Annotated in this window: 7 protein-coding genes; 2 read left to right on the top strand and 5 right to left on the bottom strand. The window is 73.8% G+C overall.

The features are described 5' to 3' along the window. Positions 1-13 precede the first annotated feature (13 nt). Positions 14-1,030, bottom strand: a complete 1,017-nt coding sequence (locus FXF68_RS38060) for an iron-siderophore ABC transporter substrate-binding protein (protein ID WP_222870286.1) — start codon at positions 1,028-1,030, stop codon at positions 14-16. A gap of 99 nt (positions 1,031-1,129) precedes the next feature. After that, complete coding sequence (locus FXF68_RS38055; RefSeq protein WP_148767673.1) at positions 1,130-13,093, bottom strand: non-ribosomal peptide synthetase; 11,964 nt, start codon at positions 13,091-13,093, stop codon at positions 1,130-1,132. Positions 13,094-13,215: 122 nt separating this feature from the next. On the opposite strand from FXF68_RS38055, the gene FXF68_RS38050 reads away from it, so the two are divergent. Both FXF68_RS38050 and FXF68_RS38045 read left to right on the top strand, forming a co-directional pair. Further along, positions 13,216-14,526, top strand: a complete 1,311-nt coding sequence (locus FXF68_RS38050; protein WP_148767672.1) for a salicylate synthase — start codon at positions 13,216-13,218, stop codon at positions 14,524-14,526. Between the two features lie 35 nt (positions 14,527-14,561). Further along, positions 14,562-15,338, top strand: coding sequence for an Fpg/Nei family DNA glycosylase (locus FXF68_RS38045; protein WP_148767671.1), 777 nt, complete (start codon positions 14,562-14,564; stop codon positions 15,336-15,338). A gap of 561 nt (positions 15,339-15,899) precedes the next feature. Here the strand turns inward: FXF68_RS38045 and brxD are convergent. From brxD to FXF68_RS38030, 3 genes are read right to left on the bottom strand one after another with little or no spacing between them, the layout of a single operon-like run. After that, the gene (gene brxD / locus FXF68_RS38040; protein ID WP_148767670.1) at positions 15,900-17,249 is read right to left on the bottom strand and encodes a BREX system ATP-binding protein BrxD; all 1,350 of its coding nucleotides are present in this window, start codon (positions 17,247-17,249) and stop codon (positions 15,900-15,902) included. Further along, on the bottom strand, positions 17,249-19,927 hold the full coding sequence (gene pglZ / locus FXF68_RS38035; RefSeq protein WP_148767669.1) for a BREX-2 system phosphatase PglZ: 2,679 nt from the start codon (positions 19,925-19,927) through the stop codon (positions 17,249-17,251). The genes brxD and pglZ overlap by 1 nt, the downstream gene beginning before the upstream one ends. Next, positions 19,924-23,556 carry a BREX-2 system ATPase PglY family protein gene (locus tag FXF68_RS38030; RefSeq protein WP_148767668.1) on the bottom strand — a complete coding sequence of 1,211 codons (3,633 nt, stop codon included), beginning with the start codon at positions 23,554-23,556 and terminating at the stop codon, positions 19,924-19,926. Before FXF68_RS38030 ends, pglZ begins: the two co-directional genes overlap by 4 nt. Positions 23,557-23,588: the final 32 nt, after the last annotated feature.

Here is a 23,588-nt window from a genome sequence, read left to right as displayed (position 1 = left end):
CGCTCCTCCGGCATCAGGCGGGCTTGGCCGCGTCCGCGGCCTTGGCGATCTTCGGGACGACCTGGTCGATCACGTAGGGCACGGCGAGCGGCGTCGGGGTGCGCAGCGGCCAGAACGACTTGAGGTCGAGCGCCACGTAGGAGCCGCGCTTCACGGCGCCGAGGTCGGCGAACAGCTTGTTCCCCTCGATCTTCTTCTGCGTGGCGGGGTCGTCGTTGTAGTGGCTGAGCAGGACGTCCTCGTCCAGGACGGACACCTTCTCCATGCTCAGCTCGGCCGCGAACCCGTCGCCGGGCAGCTTCTTGAGCGGCTCGGGCAGCTTCATGCCGAACTGGGTCAGCATCTTGACGCTGGTGTCCTGCTCGGACTTCATGACGCCGATGTTCCCGTTCGGCATGACGCTGGTGAACGCGAACGTCTTGCCGTCCAGCTGGGGGTTCTCGGTCTTCACGGCGGCGATCCTGCGGTCGACGTCGCCGACGACCTTCGCCCCTTCGGCGGACTTGCCGACCGCCTTGGCGACCTGGAGGGTGATCGCCTGCCAGGCGTCCTCGGCGGGCCCCGTCTGGTAGGCGACGGTCGGGGCGAGCTTGGAGAGCTTGCCGTACTCCTTGTCGATGTAGAAGTCCCCGGCGGCGAGGATCAGGTCGGGGCGCAGCGCCGCGATCTCCTCCAGGTTGAACCCGGCCTCCCCCGCCTTCAGCAGCTTGGGCTTCTCGCCGGTCAGCTTCGGCGCGGTCCACGGGGCGAGGCCGTCGGGCTGGACGCCGCTCAGCTCGGCCATCCCGACCGGGGTGACGCCGAGGGCGAGCAGCGCGTCCTGGTCGACCTCGCCGAGCGCGACGATCCGCTTCGGTTCGGACTCGATCTTCGCGGTGCCGAGCTTGTGGGCGATGGTGACGGGGTACGCCCCGCCGGCCGAGCCGCCGGAGGCGTCGTCCGCCGGCTCGTCGCCGCCGCACGCGGCGGCCGTGCCGAGGCTGAGGACGAGCGCGGCGGTGGCGGCCGCGCGCCGCATCATGGTGCGCATAGGGGACCGGTGTCCTTCCAGATCTTCCAGGGGGTGGACGGTCGTGATCTTAGGTTAGGCTCACCTAACTTTGCAATGGGTGCGGGGGTACGGGGCGGCTCACCGGAGCCTCGCCAGCAGGCCCGCGACGGTGGGCGCGGTCATCAGGGTCGCGATCTTCAGGGACTCGCATCCGGGCTCCCTCCTGATCCGGCGGACCAGCTTCATGGCGAGCAGCGAGTGCCCGCCGAGGTCGAAGAAGTCGTCGTCCGGGCCGACCTCGGCGACGCCGAGCTCCGCGGCGAAGATCCGGCACAGGGCCGCCTCCCGGTCGTCGCCGCCGCGGCGCGCGGCCGGACGGTCCGCGTCCGCGCCCGGCGCGGCGGTGACGGCGCGGGCGGCCGGGCCCGCGGGCAGCGCGCCCACCCGGACGGACGGGTCGGCGGCGACGACCTCCAGGAGCGCGACCAGGCCGTCCGCGAGGGCGGCGACCGTGCCCCGGTCGAACAGGTCGGCGGAGTAGTCGACGATCAGCCGGAGGTCGCCCGCGTCCGGGCCCTCGCGGAAGATGAAGTCGAGGTCGAACTTCGCCGCGCCCGGCCCGAACAGCGCCTCCCGCTGCTCCAGGCCGGGGAACCGGACGTCGCCGACGCCCTGGTTCTCGTAGCCGACCATCACCTGGAACAGCGGGTTGCGGCCCGGCACGCGGCGCGGGCGCAGCGCCTCGACGACCGCCTCGAACGGCAGGTCCTGGTTGGCGAGCCCGGCGAGGTCGGCCTCGCGGACGCGTCCGAGCAGCTCCGCGAAAGACGGGTCGCCGGATACGTCGGCGCGCAGCACCAGCGTGTTCACGAAGAACCCGACGAGGTCGCGGGCCGCCTCCTCGGTGCGTCCGGCGACCGGGCTGCCGATCGGGATGTCGTCGCCCGCGCCCGTGCGGTGAAGCAGCGCGGCGACGGCCGCCTGGCAGACCATGAACGTGCTGGCGTTCGCGTCGCGTGCGATCTGCCGGAGCCGCCGGGCCAGGCCGGGCGGCAGGTCGGCGGTGAGCGTCCCGCCGCGCTGCCCGACCGTGCCGGGGCGCGACCGGTCCACCGGCAGCGGGATCTCCTCCGGCAGCCCGGCGAGCGTCCGAGCCCAGTGGTCGAGCTGGCGGCCGTGGACGCTGCCCGGGTCGAGCGGGTCGCCGAGCAGTTCCCGCTGCCACAGCGCGTGGTCGGCGTACTGGACGGGCGGCGGCTCCCAGGCCGGGGCGCGCCCGGCGAGGCGGGCCGTGTACGCCTCGGCGACGTCCCGCGCGAATGGGCCGAACGACCACTCGTCGAACGCGATGTGGTGGAAGACGGCGAGCAGCAGGTGCTCCCGCTCGCCCTCCGGGAACACGGCGACGCGCAGCGGGAGGTCCTTGGCGAGGTCGAACGGGCGGGCGATGACGTCCTCCGGCGGGCACGTCGCGACCTCCAGGACGGGCCGCGCCTCGTCCGGCGGCAGGATCCGCTGGTAGGGGACGCCGTCGTGCTCGACGAAGACCGTCCGCAGGCTCTCGTGCCGGGCGGTGACGTCGGCTATCGCGGCTTCGAGGGCGGCGAGGTCGAGGTCGCCGCGGAGCCGGACGGCGAGCGGCAGATGGTACGCGCCGCGCGGGCCGTCGTCCTCGCGGAGGAGCTGGTCGAGCATCCAGAGCCGCCGCTGCGCCGACGACAGCGGGATCCGCTCGGGCCGCTCCCTCGGCTCCAGCGCGGGCCGCGCCCCGGCGGCCGCGGAACGGTGGACGCGCCCGGCCAGCTCGGCGACGGTCGGCGCCTCGAACAGGTCGCGGATCGCGAGGTCCGCGCCGAGCGCGGCGCGGGCCCGGCCGACGAGGCGGGTGGCGAGCAGCGAGTGGCCGCCGAGGTCGAAGAAGCCGTCGTCGATCCCGGCGCCGGGGGCGTCCAGGATCTCGGCGAACAGCGTGCACAGGACGCGTTCGACGGGCGTGCGCGGGGCGCGTCCCCGGCGGCGCGGGCCGTCCCGCCCCGGGTCGGGGAGGGCGCGGCGGTCGAGCTTGCCGTTGACGGTCAGCGGCAGCGCGTCCAGGGTCATGATCGCGCTCGGCACCATGTAGCCGGGGAGGCGTCCCTTGAGGCTCTGGCGGACGCAGGCCGCCAGCACGCCGTGGTCGCGGGCGGCGACCGGGTCGTTCGCGTAGGCGGCGGGCGGGCGTCCCGGCTCGGCGGGGAGCGCGGCCGCTCCCCCGCCGAACACGGCGTCGTAGTGCCCGATCCGGTCGGACGGCGTGAGCACGACGTCCGGGTACAGGGCGTGGAGGGTCTCGGGTTCGACCCCGTCCGGGGGCGCGGTGAGCAGTTCACGGGCCCGGTCGGGCGGCGCGCCGTCGCGGAGGGCCTCCAGGGCGGCGACCTCGCCGGACAGCCTCCGGTCCGGGATCCGGCGGACGCGCAGCGGGCCCCCGGGCTTGGCGTGCAGGTCGTCGAGCCCGGTCCAGTCGACGACCGGGGTGTCCGGGGCGGGCGGGACGTCCTTCCATAGGACGACGTCGTACCGGTGCCGGGTCAGCTCGTTGTGGTGCGTGCCGCGCTTGGTCAGGACGTCCACGCGGGCGGGGCCGTCCAGGGCGGTGAAGAACGCGGGGTCGAGCAGGAGTTCCTTCTCCATCCGGACGGCCCGCTCCACCGCGTCCAGGTCTCCCCCGCCGCGGCCGAGCTGGATCGCGGCGTGCAGGCAGCGGACGGTCCGCAGGTCGCGGACGTCCCCGAGGAACAGCGCCCCGCCGGGCGCGAGCAGCCGCATCGCCTTGGCGATGACGTCCTGGAGGTAGGCGGCGCCGGGAAAGTACTGCGCGACCGAGTTGACGACGATCGTGTCGAAGTGGCCTTCGGGGAGGCCGCTGACGTCGTGCGCGGGCCGGCAGCTCAGCCGTACCGATGAGTCCGGGCCGAGGTCGTGCTCCAGTTTCGCGATGACGGGTTCGGAGAAGTCGGTGCCCCAGTACTCGTAGGTCTCCGGTGCCAGGCGGGTGAGGATCAGCCCCGCGCCGACGCCGATCTCCAGGACGCGGCGCGGGCGCAGCGCGCGGACGCGGTCGACGGTCGCCGCCCGCCATTCGCGCATGTCGTCCAGGGGGATGGGGGCGCCGTCGTAGCTGCTGTCCCAGCCCGCGAACTCCTCGGCGTGGACGACGGTGCCGACCTCGGTGTACTCGGCGTCGTAGAGCTGCCGCCATTCGGCGAGCTGCTCGTCGGCGGCGCCCGCGCGCGTCCCGTCCGGGACGACGTACCCGACGAGGCGCTTCACGCCGGGCACCCCGGTGTCCGCGGCGACCACGGCGGCCTGCCCGACGCCGGGCTCGGCGGCGAGCGCCGTCTCGATCTCCTCCAGCTCGACCCGGTAGCCGCGGATCTTCACCTGGTCGTCGGTGCGGCCGAGGAAGTCGATGTTGCCGTCGCCGCGGACGCGGACGAGGTCGCCCGTCCGGTACATGCGCGATCCGGGCGGGCCGAACGGGTCGGCGACGAACCGCTCGGCGGTCAGGTCGGGACGCCCCAGGTAGCCGCGGGCGAGCCCGGCGCCCGCGATGTACAGCTCGCCTGGCGCGCCCGGCGGGACGGGACGCAGCCACCCGTCCAGCACGTAGCCGCGCGTGTTCCAGATCGGCTTGCCGACGGTCGGGGTGGCGCTGTCCTCGGTGCCGCCGCCGAGGGTGTTGATCGTGTACTCGGTCGGCCCGTACAGGTTGTAGCCGAGGACGCCGTCGGCCTGGGCGAGACGGTCCCACACCGAGGTCGGGACGGCCTCCCCGCCGAGCAGGACGAGCGGCGGCCGGTGCTCCCCGCCGAGGAGGCCCTCGTCGAGGAGCTGCTGGGCGTAGGTGGGCGTGACGTTGATGACGTCGACGCGGTGTTCGCGCAGGTAGGCGGTCAGGGCCTCGGCGTCGCGGCGCAGGTCCTCGTCGCAGACGTGCACCTCGTGGCCCTCGACGAGCCAGAGCAGTTCCTCCCACGACATGTCGAAGGAGAACGAGACGGTGTGCGCGATGCGCAGCCGCCGCCCGGCCGACGCGACCACCGGGTCGAAGATGTTGGCCCGGTGGTTGTACTGCATGTTCGTAAGACCCCGGTAGGGGGTGACCACGCCCTTGGGACGTCCCGTGGAGCCGGATGTGTAGATGACGTAGGCCGGGTGGTCGAGACGGCCGGGGGTACCTGGGGCGAAGCCGGGCGTCTCGCCGGGGGCCAGGTCGGTGCCGGGGAGGTCGGCGAGGGCCTGTGCCGTGTCGGGGTCGTCCAAGGCGAGGACGGCGCCGGGGGTGGCGAGGCGCGCGGCGATGTCGCGGTGCGAGACGAGGCAGACGGGGGCCGCGTCCTGGAGCATGTAGTCGAGCCGGTCCGCCGGATAGTCGAGTTCGAGCGGCAGGTAGGCGGCACCGGTGCGGAGCACCGCGAACAGCGCGACGACCATCTCCGCCGAGCGCGGCAGCGCCAGCGCGACGACCCGCTCCGGGCCCGCGCCGTGCGCGATCAGCAGCCGGGCGAGCCGGTTGACCTCGGCGTTCAGCTCCCCGTAGGCGAGCCGGACGTCGGGCAGCGAGACGAGCGCGAGATCGTCGGGCTGGCGGGCGGCGCGGTCGGCGAGCAGTTCGGCGACCGTCAGCTCGGGGACGGGGCGGACCGCCTCGTCCCAGTCGCGGCGGAGGCCCTCGCGCTCCTCCCCGGTGAGCAGGTCGAGGCGGTGGCACGGCGCGTCCGGCGAGTCGGCGAGCGTCTCCAGGACGCGGACGTACCGGTCGGTGACGCGCTCCGCCTCGTCCCGCGTGAACGCGTCCCCCCGGTACATGACGCGGAGCGCCCTGCCCGGCTCGACGACCATGGTGATCGGGTAGTGGGTGGCGTCGCGGACCTCGCGGCCCCGGACGCGGAGCGCGCCGTCCGGGCCGAAGCCCCGGTCGGTCGGCATGCCCGGGAAGTTCTGGAAGACGAACAGCGTGTCGAAGAGCGTGCCGAGCCCGGTGGCGCGCTGGACGTCCGCGAGCGCGACGAACCCGTGGTCGAACAGCTCGGACCGGGCGGCCTGGACGCGGTCGAGCACGGCCGCGAGCGGCTCCGCCGCCCCGGCCCGCACGCGGACAGGGATCGTGTTGAACAGCAGGCCGACCATCGACTCGACGCCGTCCACGTCCGGGTGGCGTCCGGACACCGACGCGCCGAACACCACGTCGTCGCGTCCGGTGAGGCCCATCAGGACCATGCCCCACGCGGTCTCGAACAGCGTGCCGGGCGTGACGCCCCGGTCGCGGGCGACGGCGTCCAGGCGCGCGGCGAGGCCGGGCGGCAGCGCGCGGTGCAGCTCCCCCGCCGCGGCGAGGTCGGCGGGCCGGTCCACCAGGCCGGGACGGACGAGCGCGGGCTCGTCGAACCCGTCGAGGGCGCGGCGCCAGGCGTCCACGGCGGCGTCCCGGTCGCGGCCGTTGACCCAGTCGAGGAACGCGCGGAACGGCCGGACGGGGCGCGCCGCCTCCGCCTCCGCGTCGGTGTAGGAGTCGAGCAGCGAGGTGACGAGCAGGCCGCCCGACCAGCCGTCCAGCAGGATCAGTTCAGACGTCAGGATCAGGCGGTGGTCGTCCGGCGCGAGGCTCGCGAGGGCGAACCGGATCAGCGGCGGCGCGGCCGGGTCGAACGGCGCGGCGCGCTGCGCGTCGACGAAGGCGTCGAGGTCGTCGGGGGCGATGTCGGCGTGCGTCCAGGGGGTCTCGAACTCCTCGGGGACGAACTGGACGGCGCGGTCGCCGTCCGTGCGGAAGCCCGCGCGCAGGTTGGGGAACTTCTCCAGGACGGCGCGGGCCGCGTCCGCCATCCGCCCCGGGTCGACCGGCCCGGACAGCGTCACCACGGCCTGCTGCACGTAGATGTCGCGGCCCTCACCGGCCATCATCAGGTGGAACAGCAGCCCTTCCTGGAGCGGCGACAGCGGCAGCTCCCCACTCTGCTCCGCCTCCCGGACCGGCGCGGCGACGGCGGGAGCGGCGGCGCGGGCGAGGGCCTCGACGGTGCGCAGCCGGAACACGTCCCGGACGGTGAACGACAACCCGGCCCGGCGGGCGCGCGCGACGAACAGCGCCGCGCCGATGCTGTCGCCGCCCGCGCGGAAGAAGTCGTCGTCGGCGCCGACGCCGTCGCGTCCGAGGACGGCGGCGGCCAGCGCGGCGAGGACGCGTTCCGGCTCGGTCGCGGGCGCCCGCCCGGCGGCCGGGCGTCCCGGCTCCGGCAGGGCGCGCCGGTCGACCTTCCCGTTGGGGGTGAGCGGCAAGGCGTCCAGCACGACCAGGTCGTCCGGGACGAGGTATCCGGGAAGCAGCGCAGCGAGACGTTCGCGCAGTTCGTCGGCGTCGCCGACGACATAGCCGACGAGCCGGGACCCGTGGGCGGTCACGGCGGCCCGCCGCACCCCCGGCTGCGCGGCGAGCGCGGCCTCGACCTCGCCCGGCTCGATCCGGAAGCCGCGGAGCGCGAGCTGCGCGTCGGCGCGGCCGAGGAAGTCGAGCCCGCCGTCCGCGCGGCGGCGGACCCGGTCGCCGGTCCGGTAGAGGCGCGAGCCCGGCGGCCCGAACGGGTTCGCGACGAACCGCTCGGCGGTGCGGGCGGGGTCGCCGAGGTAGCCGCGGGCGAGGCCGTCGCCCGCGAGGTACAGCTCCCCGACGGGGACCTCGCGGAGCGCGCCGTCCAGGACGTGGGCGCGCGTGTTCGCGATCGGCCGCAGCCCCCCGCCCTCGGCGACCAGGCTGATCAGGCTGTCGCCCGCCGCCTCCGAGCAGCCGTAGAGGTCGATCAGCCGCGCCGGGACCTTCGCGGCGAGCGCGGGCGGCAGCGCCTCCCCGCTGCTGATCCACGTCGTGACGGACGGCGGGAGCCCGTTCTCCACGAGCGCGGCGAGGAGGCTCGGGACGAGCGTGACCAGCCCGGCCCCGTGCCGTTCGGCGAACGCGGCGAGCGCGACCGCGTCGGTGGCGGTCGCGTCGTCGGCGATGGCGACGGCGTCCCCGGCGACGAGGCCGCCGAGCAGCTCGGTCGTCCCGTCGATGAAGGCGGGCGAGCTCTTCGCGACGCGGACGCCCGGCGCGGCGAGGTCCGCGCCCCAGGCGAGCCTGTTGGCCAGACCGCGCTGCGTGCCGACGACGGCCTTCGGCGTCCCGGTCGACCCGGACGTGAACACGACGTACGACGCGTGCTCGGGCCGCACGTCGGGCCGCGACCGGCGCGGCGCGTCCATCGGCAACTCGTCGCGCCCGACCACGAGCACCGGACGCACAGCGTCGAGCATCATCCGCACGCGGGCGGGCGGATACGACAGGTCGACCGGCAGGTAGGCCGCGCCCGTCTTCAGCACGGCGAGCAGCGCGACGGCGAACTCGGCCGAGCGCGGGAGCGCGATCGCGACGACCCGCTCCGGCGCGGCGCCCGCGGCGGCGAGCCGGTCGGCGAGCGCCTCGGCGCGCGCGTCCAGCTCGGCGTAGGTGAGGACGGTGTCGCCGAACACGACGGCGGTCGAGGTGGGCGTGCGGGCGGCCTGCTCCTCGATGAGCGCGGCGACCGTCCGCACCGGCCACGCGCGGGACGTGCCGGGATGCTCGACGCGCGGCCCGAGCGCCGAGAGCCGCCGCCCCGGATCGTCCGCGACCTGGGAGAGAAGGTCGTCCAGGGCGTCGAGCAGCCGCTCGACGGTCGGCGCGTCGAACAGGTCGGCGTCGAACGCGGCGAACCCCTCGACGTCCGCGTCGCCTTCGGCGAAGTACAGGTCCAGGTCGAACTTGACGCCGCCGGTCTCCGGCAGGAACGGCTCAGCGCGCACGCCGGGCAGCGCGAGCCGCACGTCGTCCAGCCGCTGGTGGACGATCATCACCTGGAACAGCGGGCTCCGGGCGAGCGACCGCTCCGGCGCGAGCCGGTCCACCACCCGCTCGAACGGCACGTCGGCGTGCGAGAACGCGGCGAGGTCGGCGGCGCGCACCCGGTCGAGCAGCTCCGCGAACGTCGGGTCGCCGGACAGGTCGGTCCGCAGCACGAGCGGGTTCACGAACACGCCGACGAGCCCGGCGAGGTCCTCGTCGGGGCGTCCCGCGATGGGCGAGCCGAGCGCCACGTCGTCGCCCGCGCCGAACCGCTGGAGCAGCGCGGCGACGGCGGCGTGCAGGACCATGAACACGCTGGTCCCGGTGTCGCGGGCGAGCCGCCGCGCCCCGGCGGCCGGGAGCCGGAACGGGACGAGGCCGCCCCGGTGCCCCGCCTCCGCCGGACGCGGCCGGTCGAACGGCAGGACGGTCTCCTCCGGCAGCCCGGCGAGCGCGTCCGCCCAGAAGCCGAGCCCCTCGGACGTGTCGGGGGCGGCCTCCCGCTGCCAGGCCGCGTAGTCGGCGTACTGGACGGGCAGCGGCTCCCAGCCGGGCGCGCGGCCGTCCCGCCGGGCCGCGTAGGCGCGGGCCAGGTCGGCGAGCAGCGGCGTGAACGACCACTCGTCGGCGGCGGCGTGGTGCAGCAGCAGGACCAGCGACCACTCGTCGTCGCCGGTCCGGATCAGGGTGCCGCGGACGGGCAGGTCGCGGCCGACGTCGAAGACGTGCGCGGCGGCCTCACGCTCCCGGCCCGCCCGCCGCTCCGGCGTCTCGCCGCGGGCGTCGATGACCACGAGACGGACGTCCGCGTCCAGGACGCGCTGCACCGGCAGCCCGTCCGGTCCTTCGACGAGCAGCGTGCGCAGGGCCTCGTGGCGGGCGCCGACGTCGGCGAACGCGGCGTCCAGCGCGGCCTCGTCGACCGGGCCGCGCAGCCGCAGGCCGAGCGGCAGCGAGTACGACGCGGACGGGCCGCGCAGCCGCTCCTCCAGCCACAGCCCGCGCTGCGCCGCCGACGCCGGGACGACGTCCGGCCGCGCGACGTCGCGGACGCGAGCCACCTCCGACGCGACCAGCCGGGGCGCGAGGGCGGCGACGGTCGGGGCCTCGAAGACGTCCGCGATGGACAGCGTCCCGCCGAGCACCGCCCGCGCCTTGGCGGCCACGCGGGTGGCGAGCAGCGAGTGCCCGCCGAGCGCGAAGAAGTCGTCGTCGATCCCGACGCCCTCGACGCCGAGCAGTTCGGCGAAGATCGCGCAGAGCGCGGCCTCGCGGGCGTCGCGCGGGGCGCGTCCGGACACCCCGGCCTCGGGGGCGGGCAGCGCGGCGCGGTCGAGCTTGCCGTTGACCGTCCGGGGCAGCGCGTCCAGCGCGACCAGCGCGGACGGCACCATGTACTCGGGCAGCGCCCGGCCGAGCGCGTCCCGCAGCGCGGCCTCGTCGGGAGCCGCGCCGTCGGGCACGTAGTAGCCGACGAGCCTCGGCTCCCCGGGGCGGTCCTCGCGGACGACGACGGCCGCCCGCGCGACGCCCGGCCGCGCGGCGAGCACGGCCTCCGCCTCGGCGGGCTCGATCCGGAACCCGCGGATCTTCACCTGGTCGTCGGTGCGGCCGAGGTACTCGAGCGACCCGTCGCGGGCGCGGCGGGCCAGGTCGCCCGTCCGGTACATGCGCGACCCGGGCGGCCCGTACGGGTCGGCCACGAACCGCTCCGAAGTCAGGTCGGGGCGGCCGACGTACCCGCGTGCGAGCTGCGCTCCCGCGAGGTACAGCTCGCCCGGCACGCCCGGCGGGACGGGACGCAGCGCCGCGTCGAGCACGTGGGCGCGGGTGTTCCAGAACGGCGTGCCGATGCCGGACGAGGGCAGGTCCGCCGCCGTCGCCCAGATCGTCGCCTCGGTCGGCCCGTACAGGTTGGTCGCGAGCGACGCGGCCCCGGCGAGGGTCTCCGCGAGCGCTGCGGGCAGTGCCTCGCCGCCGACCAGGACCCGCTTGCCCTTGAGCGCGTCCTGGTCGAGCGTGCCGAGCAGGGACGGCGTGCCTTGCACGACGGTCGCGTCCGCCAGCAGCGCGCCGAGCGCGGCAGGGTCGCGGACGGTCGCGCGGTCGGCCAGCACGACCGTCGCGCCGCTGGTCAGCGGGACGAACAGCTCCAGCGCGGCGATGTCGAACGCGATCGTCGTCACCGCGACGAGCCGGTCGCCCGTCCCGAGCCCGAGCCGCGACCGCGTCGCGAGCAGGAAGTTCGCCAGCGCGCCGTGCGGAACGGCGACGCCCTTGGGACGCCCTGTCGAACCGGACGTGTAGATGACGTAGGCGAGATCGTCGGCGCGCGCCCGATGGGACGGCCCGGCCGGGACCTCGTGCCGGGGGCCGTCGATGACCAGCAGGCCGGTCGTGTCCGGGAGGAGGTTCGCGGTGTCGCGGGTGACGATCGCGCAGAGCGGCGCGGCGTCGTCCAGCATGTAGGCGAGCCGGTCGGCGGGATGGTCGAGGTCGAGCGGCAGGTACGCGGCGCCCGACTTCAGGACGCCGAGCAGCGCGACCACGAGGTCCGGCGTGCGCGGCAGCGCGAGCGCCACGGTCCGCTCGGGGGCGGCGCCGCGGGCGCGGAGTTCGGCGGCGAGGGCGGACGAGCGTTCGTCCAGCTCCGCGTAGGTGAGGGACAGGGGCCCGGCCTCGATCGCCGTCGCGTCCGGGGTTCGGGCGGCCTGCTCCTCGAACAGGGCGACCACGTCCGTCTGGGGGAGGTCGCGGCCGGTGTCGTTGGCGGCGTCGATGAGGGCGCGCTCGGCGTCGTCCATGACCTGGAGCGCGCCGATCGGACGGTCGGGGTCGGCCAGCGCGTCCCGGAGCAGGGTCTCCAGGTGGCCGAGCAGCGCGTCGACGCGCTCGTCGTCGAACAGCTCGCGGCGGAAGGTCGCCTCGACCGTCATCCCGCCCGGCCGGACGAACGCCTCCAGCGACAGGTCGAAGTGCGTGGTGCCGTTGTGGACGTGCGTCCACGTCGACGTGACGCCGGGCAGGTCCAGTTCGCCGATCTCCTGGGCGAGGAACAGCAGCATCGTGTCGAAGAAGGCCGACCGCCCTCGCCCGCGCGCCGGACGCAGCTCCCGGACGAGCCGGTCGTAGGGCGCGGACTGGTGCGCGAAGCCCTCCGCGACCGTCCGGCCCGCGCGGCGCACCGCCTCGCGGAACGTCGGCGCGCCCGCCAGCCCGACCCGCATCACCAGCGTGTTCCCGAAGTTCCCGACGAGCCGCTCGACCTCGGCGTGCTCGCGGTTCATGACCGCCGAGCCGACCGCGACGTCGTCCGCGCCGGTGTAGCGGTGCAGCAGGACGGCGTACGCGGCGAGCATCACCGTGTACGGGGTGGCGTCCTCCTCGGCGGCGAGCTTCCGCATCCCGCCGGTCACGTCGTCGCCGAAGCGCCGCGCCCGCCGTCCGCCGCGCTCGGACGGCGCGGCGCCGCGCGGCCGGTCGGCGGGCAGGTCGAGCGGAGGGGGCGGCGGGTCGAGGCGCTCCCGCCAGTACGCGAGGTCCGCCTCCGGGACGGGCCGCCGCTGCTCCCAGTCGGCGAAGTCGGCGTACTGGACGGGCAGGGCGGGCAGCCCGTCCGGCTCGCCGGTCACGGCGGCCCGGTACAGCGCGGACAGGTCGCGGGACAGCGAGCCCCACGTCATGCCGTCCCACGCGATGTGGTGGACGACCAGGACGAGGCCGTGCTCGTCGTCGCCCGTCCGCAGCAGTTCGAGCCGGATCGGCCGCTCGTTCCGCAGGTCGAAGGGCCGCGCGGCGAGCTCGGCGGCCCGCGCGTCCGCGTCGGCGCAGCCGACCGGGGCGAGGTCGAGGGAGTCGTCGCCCGTGACGGTCTGGACGGCGCGGCCGTCGCCGTCCTCCGCGTAGGTCGTGCGGAGGATCGCGTGCCGCCGGATGAGGGCGCGCAGCGCGTCCCGGAGGGCGCCGGTGTCGAGCGGCCCCGACATGCGGACGAGCAGGCAGACGTTGTAGGCGGGGCTGTCCGGGAAGGCGCGGTGATGGAGCCACATGCTCTGCTGCGCGTACGACAGCGGGGCCGGCCCGTCGCCGTCGCGTGGACCGAGCCGGGCGGCGTCGGGGCCGAGGCCCGCCTCCGCCATCATCCGGCGCATCAGTTCGCGCCGCCGTGCCCGGACCTCACTTACCGCCGTCTGCTCCTGCACGCTCAACTCTTTCGTCGCCGGCTGGACCAATGCGGGTTAGGTTAGCCTTGCCTACGAAAATCGCACAAGGTTAGCCTTACCTAAGTTCGGGACCCCCCGGCCCGCGAAAGGAAGTCGAAGCCTTGTCCTTCGGTCTGAGCACTGATGCGAAACCCGCCGTCCTGCTCGTCGAACACGAATCGGAACCCCTCGCGCTGGCGGCCCGGCTCGCCGCGTCGGGAATGTTCGACGACTACGTCGTCTACGAGCGCCCCGGCTCGTGGACGTTCGCGGGCGGCCTGCTCGGCGAGGTCGTCCTCGACGCCGACCGCGTCCACGCCCGGTGGCCGGACCGCGCGCCCGCCGCCCGCGCCTGGACCGGGCGCCCCGCCGACGCGCTCCGCGACACGTTCACCGACGTCCCGCTGCCCGCCTGGAACGCCTACGGCTGGATCGCGTTCGAGTTCGCCTCGCCGGAGCCGCGCGGGCGGCTCGCGCACCTGGTCGTACCGCGCACCGAGGTCACGGTCGAGGCCGGGCGCGCCCGCGTCACCGGCGTCGACGCCGCCGAGGTCGAGCAGGTCGCCAAGCTGCTCCGCGAGCCCGCCGCGCCGGTCGTCGGCGCGGCGTCGCCGGTCGGCGTCCGGACCGGCGGCGACGCCTACCGCGGCCTCGTCGCGGACGCCGTCGCCGAGATCGGCGCGGGCCGCTACCAGAAGGTCATCGTGTCGCGGCGGGTCGACGTGCCGTATCCGGTGGACGTCGTGTCGACGTTCGTCCGGGGCCGCCGCGCGAACACCCCGGCGCGCTCGTTCCTGCTCGACCTCGGCGGGTTCCAGGCGACCGGGTTCAGCCCCGAGGTGCTCGTCAGCGTCGACGCCGCCGGCCGCGTCATGACCCAGCCGCTCGCCGGGACCCGCGCGTTCGGCGCGGGCGCCGCCGCCGACGCCCGCACCCGGCGCGACCTGGAGACCGACCCGAAGGAGATCTACGAGCACGCGGTGTCGGTCCGCACCTCGCAGGACGAGCTGGGCCGGGTGTGCGAGCCGGAGTCCGTCCAGGTCACCGGGTTCATGACGGTGAAGGAGCGGGGCAGCGTCCAGCACCTCGGGTCCAGCGTCAGCGGCGTCCTCGCGCCAGGCCGCACGTCCTGGGACGCCCTGGACGCGCTCTTCCCGGGCGTCACCGCGTCCGGCATCCCGAAGCCCGAGGCGATCGAGGCGATCACCCGCCTGGAGGAGCGCCGGGGCCTCTACTCGGGCGCGGTCGTCACCGTCTCGCACGACGGGTCGCTCGACTCGGCGCTCGTCCTGCGCGCCCTCTACAACGAGGACGGCCGCGCGTGGCTGCGCGCCGGAGCCGGGATCGTCGGCGCGTCCACGCCCGACCGGGAGTACGAGGAGACGTGCGAGAAGCTCTCCAGCATCGCGCCGCACGTCGTCCCGCTCCCCTGACCCTTGCCCGGCGTCCCTGCGGGTAAGAGGGGCGCATGCCCGAACTGCCCGACGTCGAAGGGTTCCGCCGGGTGCTGGACGAGCACACCGGCGAGCCGATCGAGTCCGTGTCCGTGTACGACGCGGGCGTGCTGCGCGGCGTCACCCCCCGGCGGCTCCGCGCGGCGCTGCGCGGGCACCGGTTCGAGGCGGCGCGGCGGCGCGGGAAGTGGCTGATCGCCCCGGCCGAGGGGCCGGTCGTGCTGATCCACTTCGGCATGACCGGCTCGCTGTCCTGGCACCCGGCGGACGAGCCGCGGGACCGGTTCGTCCGCGTCGTGTGGCGGCTCCGCGACGGCGAGCTGCGCTACGGCGACATGCGCAAGCTGAAGGGGATCCACCTCGCCGCCGACGCCGCCGACGCGCCGCGCGTGCTCGGCGACCTCGGCCCGGACGCGCTCGACGTCTCCCGCGACCGGCTCGCCGGACTGCTGGCCGGCCGCCGCGGGCGCCTCAAGACCACGCTCACGGACCAGTCGGTGATCGCGGGCCTCGGCAACCTGCTCGCCGACGAGATCTGCTGGCGCGCCCGGATCAACCCGCTCCGCACCGCCGGGGACCTGGACCCGCCCGAGCAGGCCGCCCTGCACCGGGCGATGCGCCGGGTGCTGCGCGCGTCGGTCGAGGCCGAGCGCGTCCCGCCGCGCGCCACCTGGCTCACCGGCGCCCGCGACGACCCCGACCCGGTCTGCCCGCGCTGCGGCACGCACCTGACGAGCCGCCGCCTCTCCGGCCGCCGCACGGTCTGGTGCCCCCGCTGCCAGCCCGCCTGACGCCATATGTGGCCGACGCCGATCCCAAAGTGGCCACCCGTATCCCGCCGCATGCCGCCGGACGGTAGGCAAAGGGCATGCCGTCATTCGAGGGAACGCTGACGGATGCCGAGGACTACTCGGCCGAATCCGCGAATGGAGACTCCCGGACGCCGGATGGGCCGACCTACACGCCGAACTCCGCTGACCAGCACCGACTCCACTGACCACGGTGTGGTCAGCAGCACGTCAGGAGGGGTCTTCAATGATGCGCCACCGCCGGGTTGGGAGCCAGGCCAGAGCGCCACGCGCCGCCCAAGCCAGGCGGCATAGGTTTCGGCCGGGGCAGGAGATCCTTGAGCGGGCACACGCAGAGAACGAAGAGTCCCGTCTAGTGCTGCGCAGCCTTCACCGGCAGCAGGGGACACCGCTGCCTCGACTTGCCGCCGGAGGTCGGCGCGAGAAGCAACGCGTCCTCTCCGTCCAGCACTGGCCCTATCACGGATTCTCGCAGGAGCCGAAGCGAAGACCAGCCGAGCGCGTTGATGACGTAGTGCCACAGAGACGGGTGCATGCCGTCCCTCACAGGTCGAGCTCCACCTCGTCCGCGCTCCCGGTGCCTGCCGCGGAAGCCGCAGCGTTGCGTTCGGTCTCGTTCAATTCGGATGGGGTCAGCGTGAGACGATAGTCGCGGCGCGGGTCGAAGTCGTCCAGATAGTCGACGCGGTCGAGGACATCGGCGACCAGTTTCCGCAGGAAGACGCGGGGGGCAACGCCGACCTGGCCGCCGAGTCCGCCGGTGACGGCCTGGGCGAGGTCGGCGAGATAGGCGTCGTCGACAAGGGCGGCGACGCGGTCGGGGCGGCGGGCACCCGAACCGAACAGGTCGCGGACCGTGCCCCCGAGCTCGACGAGTTTCGGCAGGTCGAATCCCGTGAGGCGGAGCTGCACCGCGCGCGGCGAGTCCAGACGAGGATCGCTTGAGAAGTCGGTGACGAGCCGCTGGGTGAGCGGAGGCAACCGCTGGGCGCCCTGCTGTCCGTCGAAGAACGCGGGCGTTCCGGTGATAACGAGGAACAGGCCGGGAAAGCGTCCGCCGTCAACCTCGTCGATGAGCTGGCGCAGCGCGTTGAGCGCCTTCTCCCGGACATCGGACCGCACCCGCTGGAGCGTCTCGATCTCGTCCAGGACCACCAGTAGCCCTGGATGGCCGCAGTCGCGCAGAACGGTCAGCAGCCCCTGCAGGAAGCCGAGCGCGCCGAAATGGTCGAGGTCACCGCGGATGCCAGCGGCGCGTTTGGCGGTCGCGGCGACGTTTGGTTGCCCACCGACCCAGGCGAGCAGCGACTCGGCGGTGGCATAGTCGTCAGTGAGACGCGCCCGCCGATAACCGCGCAGCGCCGCGGCGAAGGCCGGGGTGGTGCGGGCGACATCGGCGAGCCGCCGCTCCATCAGGTCGTCGACCCCGGCGGCGAGGGCCGTCTGGTCGGGCTGGCCATCCGAACCGAGCGGGACACCGACCCCAGCGAGGATCTCCTCCTCCAGAGTGAAGAACCACGCCTCTACGACATCGCGGAGCGCGCTGGGCCGGTAGGACGCCGTGGACAGCCGTTCGACGGCCCGCCGGTAAACGGTCTCCAGCCGGTGCAACGGGGTCTCGGTCTCGGAGATCTGGACCTCTGTGGTTGCCATGCCGCGGCGCTTGGCGCGCTCCGCGAGCCACCGAGCGAAGAACGTCTTGCCCGACCCGTACTCGCCCCGGATCGCCTTGAACACCGCCCCGCCAGACACGACGGTTGCCAACTCGTCGTCGATCGCGGTCTCGAAGCGGCCGAGGCCCACGGCGAACAGGTCGAGGCCCGCCTGCGGGACGGTGCCACGCCGCAGCGCGTCCACCACCTCGCGGCGGCGGGCGGCGCTGACCGGGGCCATCAGCGACCGCCTCCAAGGAACTGCTCACGCAGGAGCGGAACATCCAGAGCCACAGTGCGGCCGCCGTCAGTGACAGCGAGGACCTGGTACCCGTCGACGTTGAGGAGCTTGGCCACCGTCGAAACGTATCCGTGCATGCGGGCGGGAAGCTGCCCTGCACGCTGGGCTGCGACCGGAAGCGGGAGTTTCCCGCCTGCCGCGGCCAGGGCGTCGATCAAGGCGATGAGGCCTCTGTCGTCGACGGGAACGCGGGCGAACTGCTCACGCTGGGCGCGAAACAGCCCAGAGGCGACGACGCGCGTTCCGATGCCCTCCGCCTTTCCACGGCCGGGCAGGCCGTCCGAGGAGGGCATCTCAAACAGCGGTTCCTCGGCTCGTTCCCTGGCTGCCGCCCCCGCGGTACCGGCCTCCCGGTCGGGGGTGGTGGTGAACCGCGTCCACCACACAGGCTCGTGCATGGCCGGGCCATAGATTTCCCACCCTTCGGGGATGAGCCGTTCGGATGGGACGAGCACCGCGACCGGCACGACCATCTCCGCGAGGGAAACACCGCCGTGATAGCCCCCCTTGCGGGAGTTGTACCGGACGCGCTCGTTCCACGGAACGACGACGGCACCACCGGGCGCGAGCACGCGGGATCCCGTGACGGCGACCTCTCCCTCCTGAGGTTCGCCGGTCCGATGGCGGGCGGCCTCAGCCCTGACGGTGATGGACGCGTCACCACGGTCGAGGACATGCCCGTGGTCAGAGGTGAGGACGACGGGGCGGCCGGCCCGCCAGGCAGCGTCCAGCAGCCGGTCGAGCCCCGCGATGCCGCCAGCGTGCCAGTCGGCGCGGCCGTCGGCGCGGCCCTTGTCAAGGCTGTCGTCCACGGCGTTGAGGACGACGCCGACGACGGTTCCCCGGTCAGCGACAGCGGCGGTGACCTCTTCGCTGAGGCCATCCCTGACATCAGCCTTGTGGAACAGCGCCGTCGGACGGGTGCCCCAGAAATCCCGGAATCCGCGCTGCTCCTCGACCTGCTGCCCGGCCCGCAGTTCACCGCAGAGGAGGCTGGTGCGGGAGAAGGCGGTGATGGACGGGACGGTGGCGAGCGCGCCCTCGCGCCCCTGCGCATGCCGACCGGTCTCCGTCCACCGGCCGCCTTCGGTGATCTCGGTGGTGACGGCACCCGCGATCGCGGTCGTCATCCCGTCCACGACGATGATCAGGGGGGCGGCGCGGGCCGCGACCGGCCGCGCGATCACGTCCATGAGGTTCTCCACCAGGACGAGCTCGCTAGCTGTGCCGGAGACGCTGCTCCAGGCGGCGAGCCGCTCGGCGAACTCCTCGTCCGCGACATCACGGCGTGCCCGGACAGCGGCGAGCAGCCCGGCGTAGCGCTCCTCTCCGGAGTCCCGGACCTCGGTCACGGCACGGTCTACCCACGACCCGTCGCGCACGTACCGGTCAACGTGCTCGCGCAGCGATTCGGCGGGCTCAGGGTCGCGAGCCAGCCACCGGACGAGTCGCGCCGCCATCTCCGCGACCCGGGTCTCGGGACGGGACCTGTGCAACCGATGGTCCATGAGATCGCCGAGCGCCGCGTCGACCTCCCTCACCTCGGCGCGCAGCGGATCGGGCACGGCCGAGGAGACGGTCTCGACCAGGGTCCGCAGACGCAGCTGGTAGCCGGCTCCCAGAATGCGGCTCGCGCCGGCCAGGTTCCCCACCTGCAGTTCATCGAGGAGGTCCTGTGCGCGCTGGAGATCGATGCGTGCCCGCATCGCGTCGCCGTCCATACGGCGCAGGAGCAACGACTCGCACGCCTCGGCGTAGGCGGTCAGGAGCGGTTCCTCAAGCGGCGCGCCACCGAACAGCCGCTCGGCACGGACCCGCGCGGCGACCACCGCCTGCCGCCGCTCCCTGCGGCCGAACAGGACGCCGGCCACGAGGCCGGCCGCGACGGCGTCGCTCGCGTGCCCGGCGCGGACGAGCCGGAACAGGACGTCCGCCACAGGGCCGACGCTGCGGGCGAGCCAGGCGGCGATGCCCTGCTGCTCCCGCTCGGCGAGGCCGGTGAAGCGCGACACCGCCGCGATGTCCTCGGCCCAGTCCAGCAGGCCAGCAACATCCAGGGGGTGGCCGGGGCGCTCATCGGCGCCTAGCCGAGCCGAGGTCACCGCGGCGAGCGCGGTGTCATAGTCGAGCATCGCGCCCTTGATTTTGGGCCATCCGCCGTCCGGCTGTGCCTCCAGCAGCGCGTCCGACAGCCACGCATTCTCTGCGGCGGTGAGGCGCGGGTCCAGGCGTTTGGCACCAAACGCGTGCCGCACCAGGTCCCAGCGGTTGACCGCGACGATGTCATGGCCGATTGCGTGGGCGAGCAGGGATTCACCGAGCTCGCGCCGTTCAAACGCAGAGAGCACGACGAGAAAGTCGGTGCGTTTGGCGGACACGGCGTCAAGGACACCGAGGAGGGTGGTGCACGGTGCCACCTGGACGGTCGCCCCGTCGAGGTCAAGGACGTCCCCGCCGCGCCATTCCGCAGCGGCGCGCAGGAATAGCGTCCCGCCCTCCGGGGAGCGGCGCCGGGCCCGTCGGACCTCGGCGATCAGGATCCCGGAGGTGGCGACCGGCACGGCGCGCCGCCCGGGGGCCGCCGCCCCGGCGATCCCCGGCACAGAGGACTCGGTCATGCCAGGCTCCGCCAGATGATCTCGAACTCGGCACCGGGGCGCTTCGCCATGTCCTCCCTGATGCGGGCCGCGACCTGGTCTAGCCCTTCGGGAAGGATGCGCGCCTCACCCGCGATGCGGCCCGGGTCGTCCGGCGGGGGCGGCGGAGGCGGGGTTGGGGCGTCCACGAACAGGGCGACGGTGGCCTGCTTCGCGTCGGCGAGCGCGGGGGCGAGGCGAGCGGCCTGCTCGTCACGGCGGGCAACGACGCGGAGCCGGTCCATGATCAGCTGGGCGCGTTCGGCTCGGTCACCGCCCACGGCAGCCAGGTCCGGCAGCCGGTTCAGCAGTTGCCAGTCGGCCCTTGCTAGCGCCTCGGAAACCGGTTGCGCCTCCCGCAGCGTGACTCCCAGCGCCACGGGCTGGACGTCGCCCATGTCGAACCGGGCGAGAGCGCGCAGCAGCGGCGTGTCTTCTTGGCCGACCAGAACCTCAATAAGGCGGTGCGCGGTGCGCGCCAGGCGCAGCCGGTCACCCTCGGCGAGGCCGAGGAGGTCGGCGTGCCGTTCCAGCTCGGTGACGAGGGCCTCGGTGTGCGGAAGATACAGGCCGACGACGCGGCGCAACTGGTCGGCCTGGGCATGTACCGACCGCGGGCTGCGCACCGGCTGGCGCGCCAGCCGGAACAGCTCGTTCGCGCGCCGACCAGCCACCTCGAACTCTTCCGGTGCGGGCAGCTCCTGAGGACGCAGCAGAAAGGTGCCGGGGATGTTCTTCAAGTCGGGCTGCGAAACTATCTGCCCACCCCGTACCCACGCCCGCGCCCGCATCAGCGCGTACGCGCAGACGACGACGTTGGCCACGTCCGTCGGCAGGCCGGGCTGCTCCTCCTGGATCCATTCGCGGACCTGCGTCACTGTGACGTCCCCAGACAGGGCACCTGCCGCCGCGGCCCGCCGATCCAGCGCCATCGGCCAGTTGTCGTTCAGGACGAGCGCGGCCTCCCCCATGACGCCGAGGTCCAACGGGTTGACGATGCGCCTGATGGTCGGGATGTCGGCGCGCGGCGGCTCGTACCGCCGGACGTCGTTCTCCACCGCTTGCTCGACGGCACCGAGCGCAATCTGGAGGTCCCTCAGCCGGTAGGGGACCTGCTTGCCGTGCGGGGAGAAGTTGGGGTGCTTGGGGTAGCTGTGGTCGAGGAGCTTGCCGCAGACGTACTCCAGCGCCGCGTCGAACCCGAGGGCGGCGGGGGGGCGGATGTCGACGGCGGCGTCCATGCCCATGATGTGCTGGTCGATCTGCTGCCCGATGTCGGCGTCGTCGTGGGCGGCGAGCCCGTACGCCTTCTTCAGCACGTCCCGCAGCCGGGTGTCGAGCGCGTTGCGGCGGCTCTCCAGCTGGGTGCGGGCGTGGTAGCGGTCCTCCTCGGTCAGCAGCGGGGTGTTCTCGCGCAGCCGGTCGCGTTCGAGGATGTGCCGGATGACGACCAGTTCCCCAAGGTCGGAGAGCCGGTCGGTGGACAGGAACGACGGCAGCCAGCACAGCGTCGACAGGTTGGCGCGGTTCGGCTCGGCGCGCAGCTCCTCGACGCGGTTGCGGTCCTCCGCGGGTCCGAACACGTCGTCGAAGGGGTAGTCGACGATGACGCGGAGCGCGCCGGGCTCCTCGGGGGCGAATACCTCGGCGGACGTCTTCGGGTCGGCGACGTTGGCGAACACCAGCTCGACGACGCGGGACGTGCCGCGCCACGTGACCGTCCGGCGGCCGGTGAACGCATCGGGATCGCCCGCCTTCAGCTCCGCCCAGAGGATCTCCTTGAGCAGCCGCCGGCGCGCCGCGTCGTCGTCAACGTTGCGCACCTTGTCCAGAATGCTCTTGGTGTCGACGCCGATCAGCGCGACGTCCACGGTGGGGTTGCCTTCGCCGTGCAGCCGGATCTCGCCGAACTCGCTGGCCAGGTCGCGCAGCGTCTTGTGCACGACCTCGCCCTGCCGTCCCGGCAGCATCGACGGGATCGAGCCGTGGTTGAGCGCCGCGAGCCGTCCTGGGTTGAGCGTCTTCAGCGCCGGGACGTTCGGGACCAGCGCCTTCAGCATCAGCGTTTTGACGACGAGGTCGTCCCCGCGGAACGCGTGCATCGGCGGCAGCTTGGCGGCCTGCTCCTCGTCCAGCCGGTGCCGGGCCAGCAGCCACGGCCGCAGCCGCTCCAGATAGAAGTTCTTCGCCTGGTCGAACTCCGAGCGCAGCTTGTCGCTGAACGGGTCGACGCCGCCGGTCAGCAGCACGTCGAAGATCGCGCCCAGCGGGACGAGCTGACCTGCGGGAAGGGTGTCGCGGTGGTCGACGAGCAACTGCAGCATCAGCTTCAGCGCCGTCCGTTCCCGCTGGAGGGCGCTGGAGATGTCGACCATCGTGTGCAGGAACGCCGGGCTGAACGGGTACACCGACCGGAACGCGGCCTGGTCGGCGCCGCCGCCCTGGGAGTCGAGCAGCGCCTCCCACACCTGTGCCTGCGTCCGGGTGATCCGCTCGAACCCGTCGTTGATCTCTGCCCTGGCCTGCTCGTCCTTCGGCCGCAGCAGCCGCTGCCGGACGACCTCGGGCAGGTTGGCGTCGGCGAGCCGGATGAAGTCGAAGCGTCCGTCCCAGTGCTTCAGCGTGTCGAACAGCGAGGTCTGCTGCGCGCCGACGACGTCCCGCCCGACCAGCTCGCGCAGGTCACGCTGGCGCGGCACGAAACTGATGATCGGCGCCGGCCGCCGCCAGTCGGCGGACTCGACGAGTTTGGCGACCATGCTGGCCTGCTCCGCGACGAACGCGGGCTTGGCAAGATGGGTGTTCAGCCACAGGACCAGCTCGTCCAGCAGCAGGATGAGTGCGTCGTAGCCGAGGACGTCCTTGGCGTGCCGGCTGATGATCGCCAGTCCTTCGTCCAGTGGGACGAAGGCGCCGGCGTCGCCGCTCACGGCCTGCCGGTAGGCGGCGAGATGCGTGGCCAGCAGGTCGGCGACCAGGTTCTGCCGCTTCAGGTCGCCGTGCGGGGCGTTCAGCGCGGCGTCCAGCGCTTCCGCCGTCCAGGCGGAGCTGCCCCATTTCTCGTCCTCGGTGGCCGGCAGCCCGGCGAGGAACGCCTCGTCGCCCATCGAGTCCCGCAATCGGCGGGCGTTCTCCAGCAGCAGGTCGTCGCGGTACACCGGCGCGGGCGACGCGTCCGGGTGCAGCTCGGCCACCCGCTTGACGTAGTCGCCGAGCACGGCCGACGCCAGTGTCGTCGATCCGCTCAGGTGGTAGGGCACGAGAAGGATCTTGCGCCCCTCGAGCCACGTGTCGTGCTTGTCGACGACCGGCCGCAGCAGCTCTTTGCTGCGCGCGTCCGGATCCCGCTTGATCAGCGCGTGCAGCATCGCCATGAAGTGGCTCTTACCGGAGCCGAACGACCCGTCGATGTACGCGGCGTGCGACGTCCCCGTCTCCACGGCGGACTGCACGATCCCCAGCGCCCGGTCGAACGAGTCGGCGAGCTGCGGCGTGACGACATACTCCGTCACCGTATGGTGATCGGCGATCCCGGCGGTCAGCTTCAGCACCAGGTGCCCGGCGTGCACCCGCTCCGGGATGTCGATCAGATCGCGCAGCAGCTTCGTCATCGGCCCTTCCCACCACAGAACTCGACCCCGCT

It is taken from the genome of Actinomadura decatromicini (assembly GCF_008121305.1).
GTDB classification, from domain to species: Bacteria; Actinomycetota; Actinomycetes; order Streptosporangiales; family Streptosporangiaceae; genus Spirillospora; species Spirillospora syzygii.
This window is presented reverse-complemented; position numbering and strand designations above follow the sequence as displayed.

Coding starts and splice junctions, on each gene's coding strand:
- FXF68_RS38060 (WP_222870286.1), bottom strand. CDS start 1,030: ATGCGCACCATGATGCGGCGCGCGGCCGCCACCGCCGCGCTCGTCCTC.
- FXF68_RS38045 (WP_148767671.1), top strand. CDS start 14,562: ATGCCCGAACTGCCCGACGTCGAAGGGTTCCGCCGGGTGCTGGACGAG.
- brxD (WP_148767670.1), bottom strand. CDS start 17,249: ATGGCCCCGGTCAGCGCCGCCCGCCGCCGCGAGGTGGTGGACGCGCTG.
- pglZ (WP_148767669.1), bottom strand. CDS start 19,927: ATGACCGAGTCCTCTGTGCCGGGGATCGCCGGGGCGGCGGCCCCCGGG.
- FXF68_RS38030 (WP_148767668.1), bottom strand. CDS start 23,556: ATGACGAAGCTGCTGCGCGATCTGATCGACATCCCGGAGCGGGTGCAC.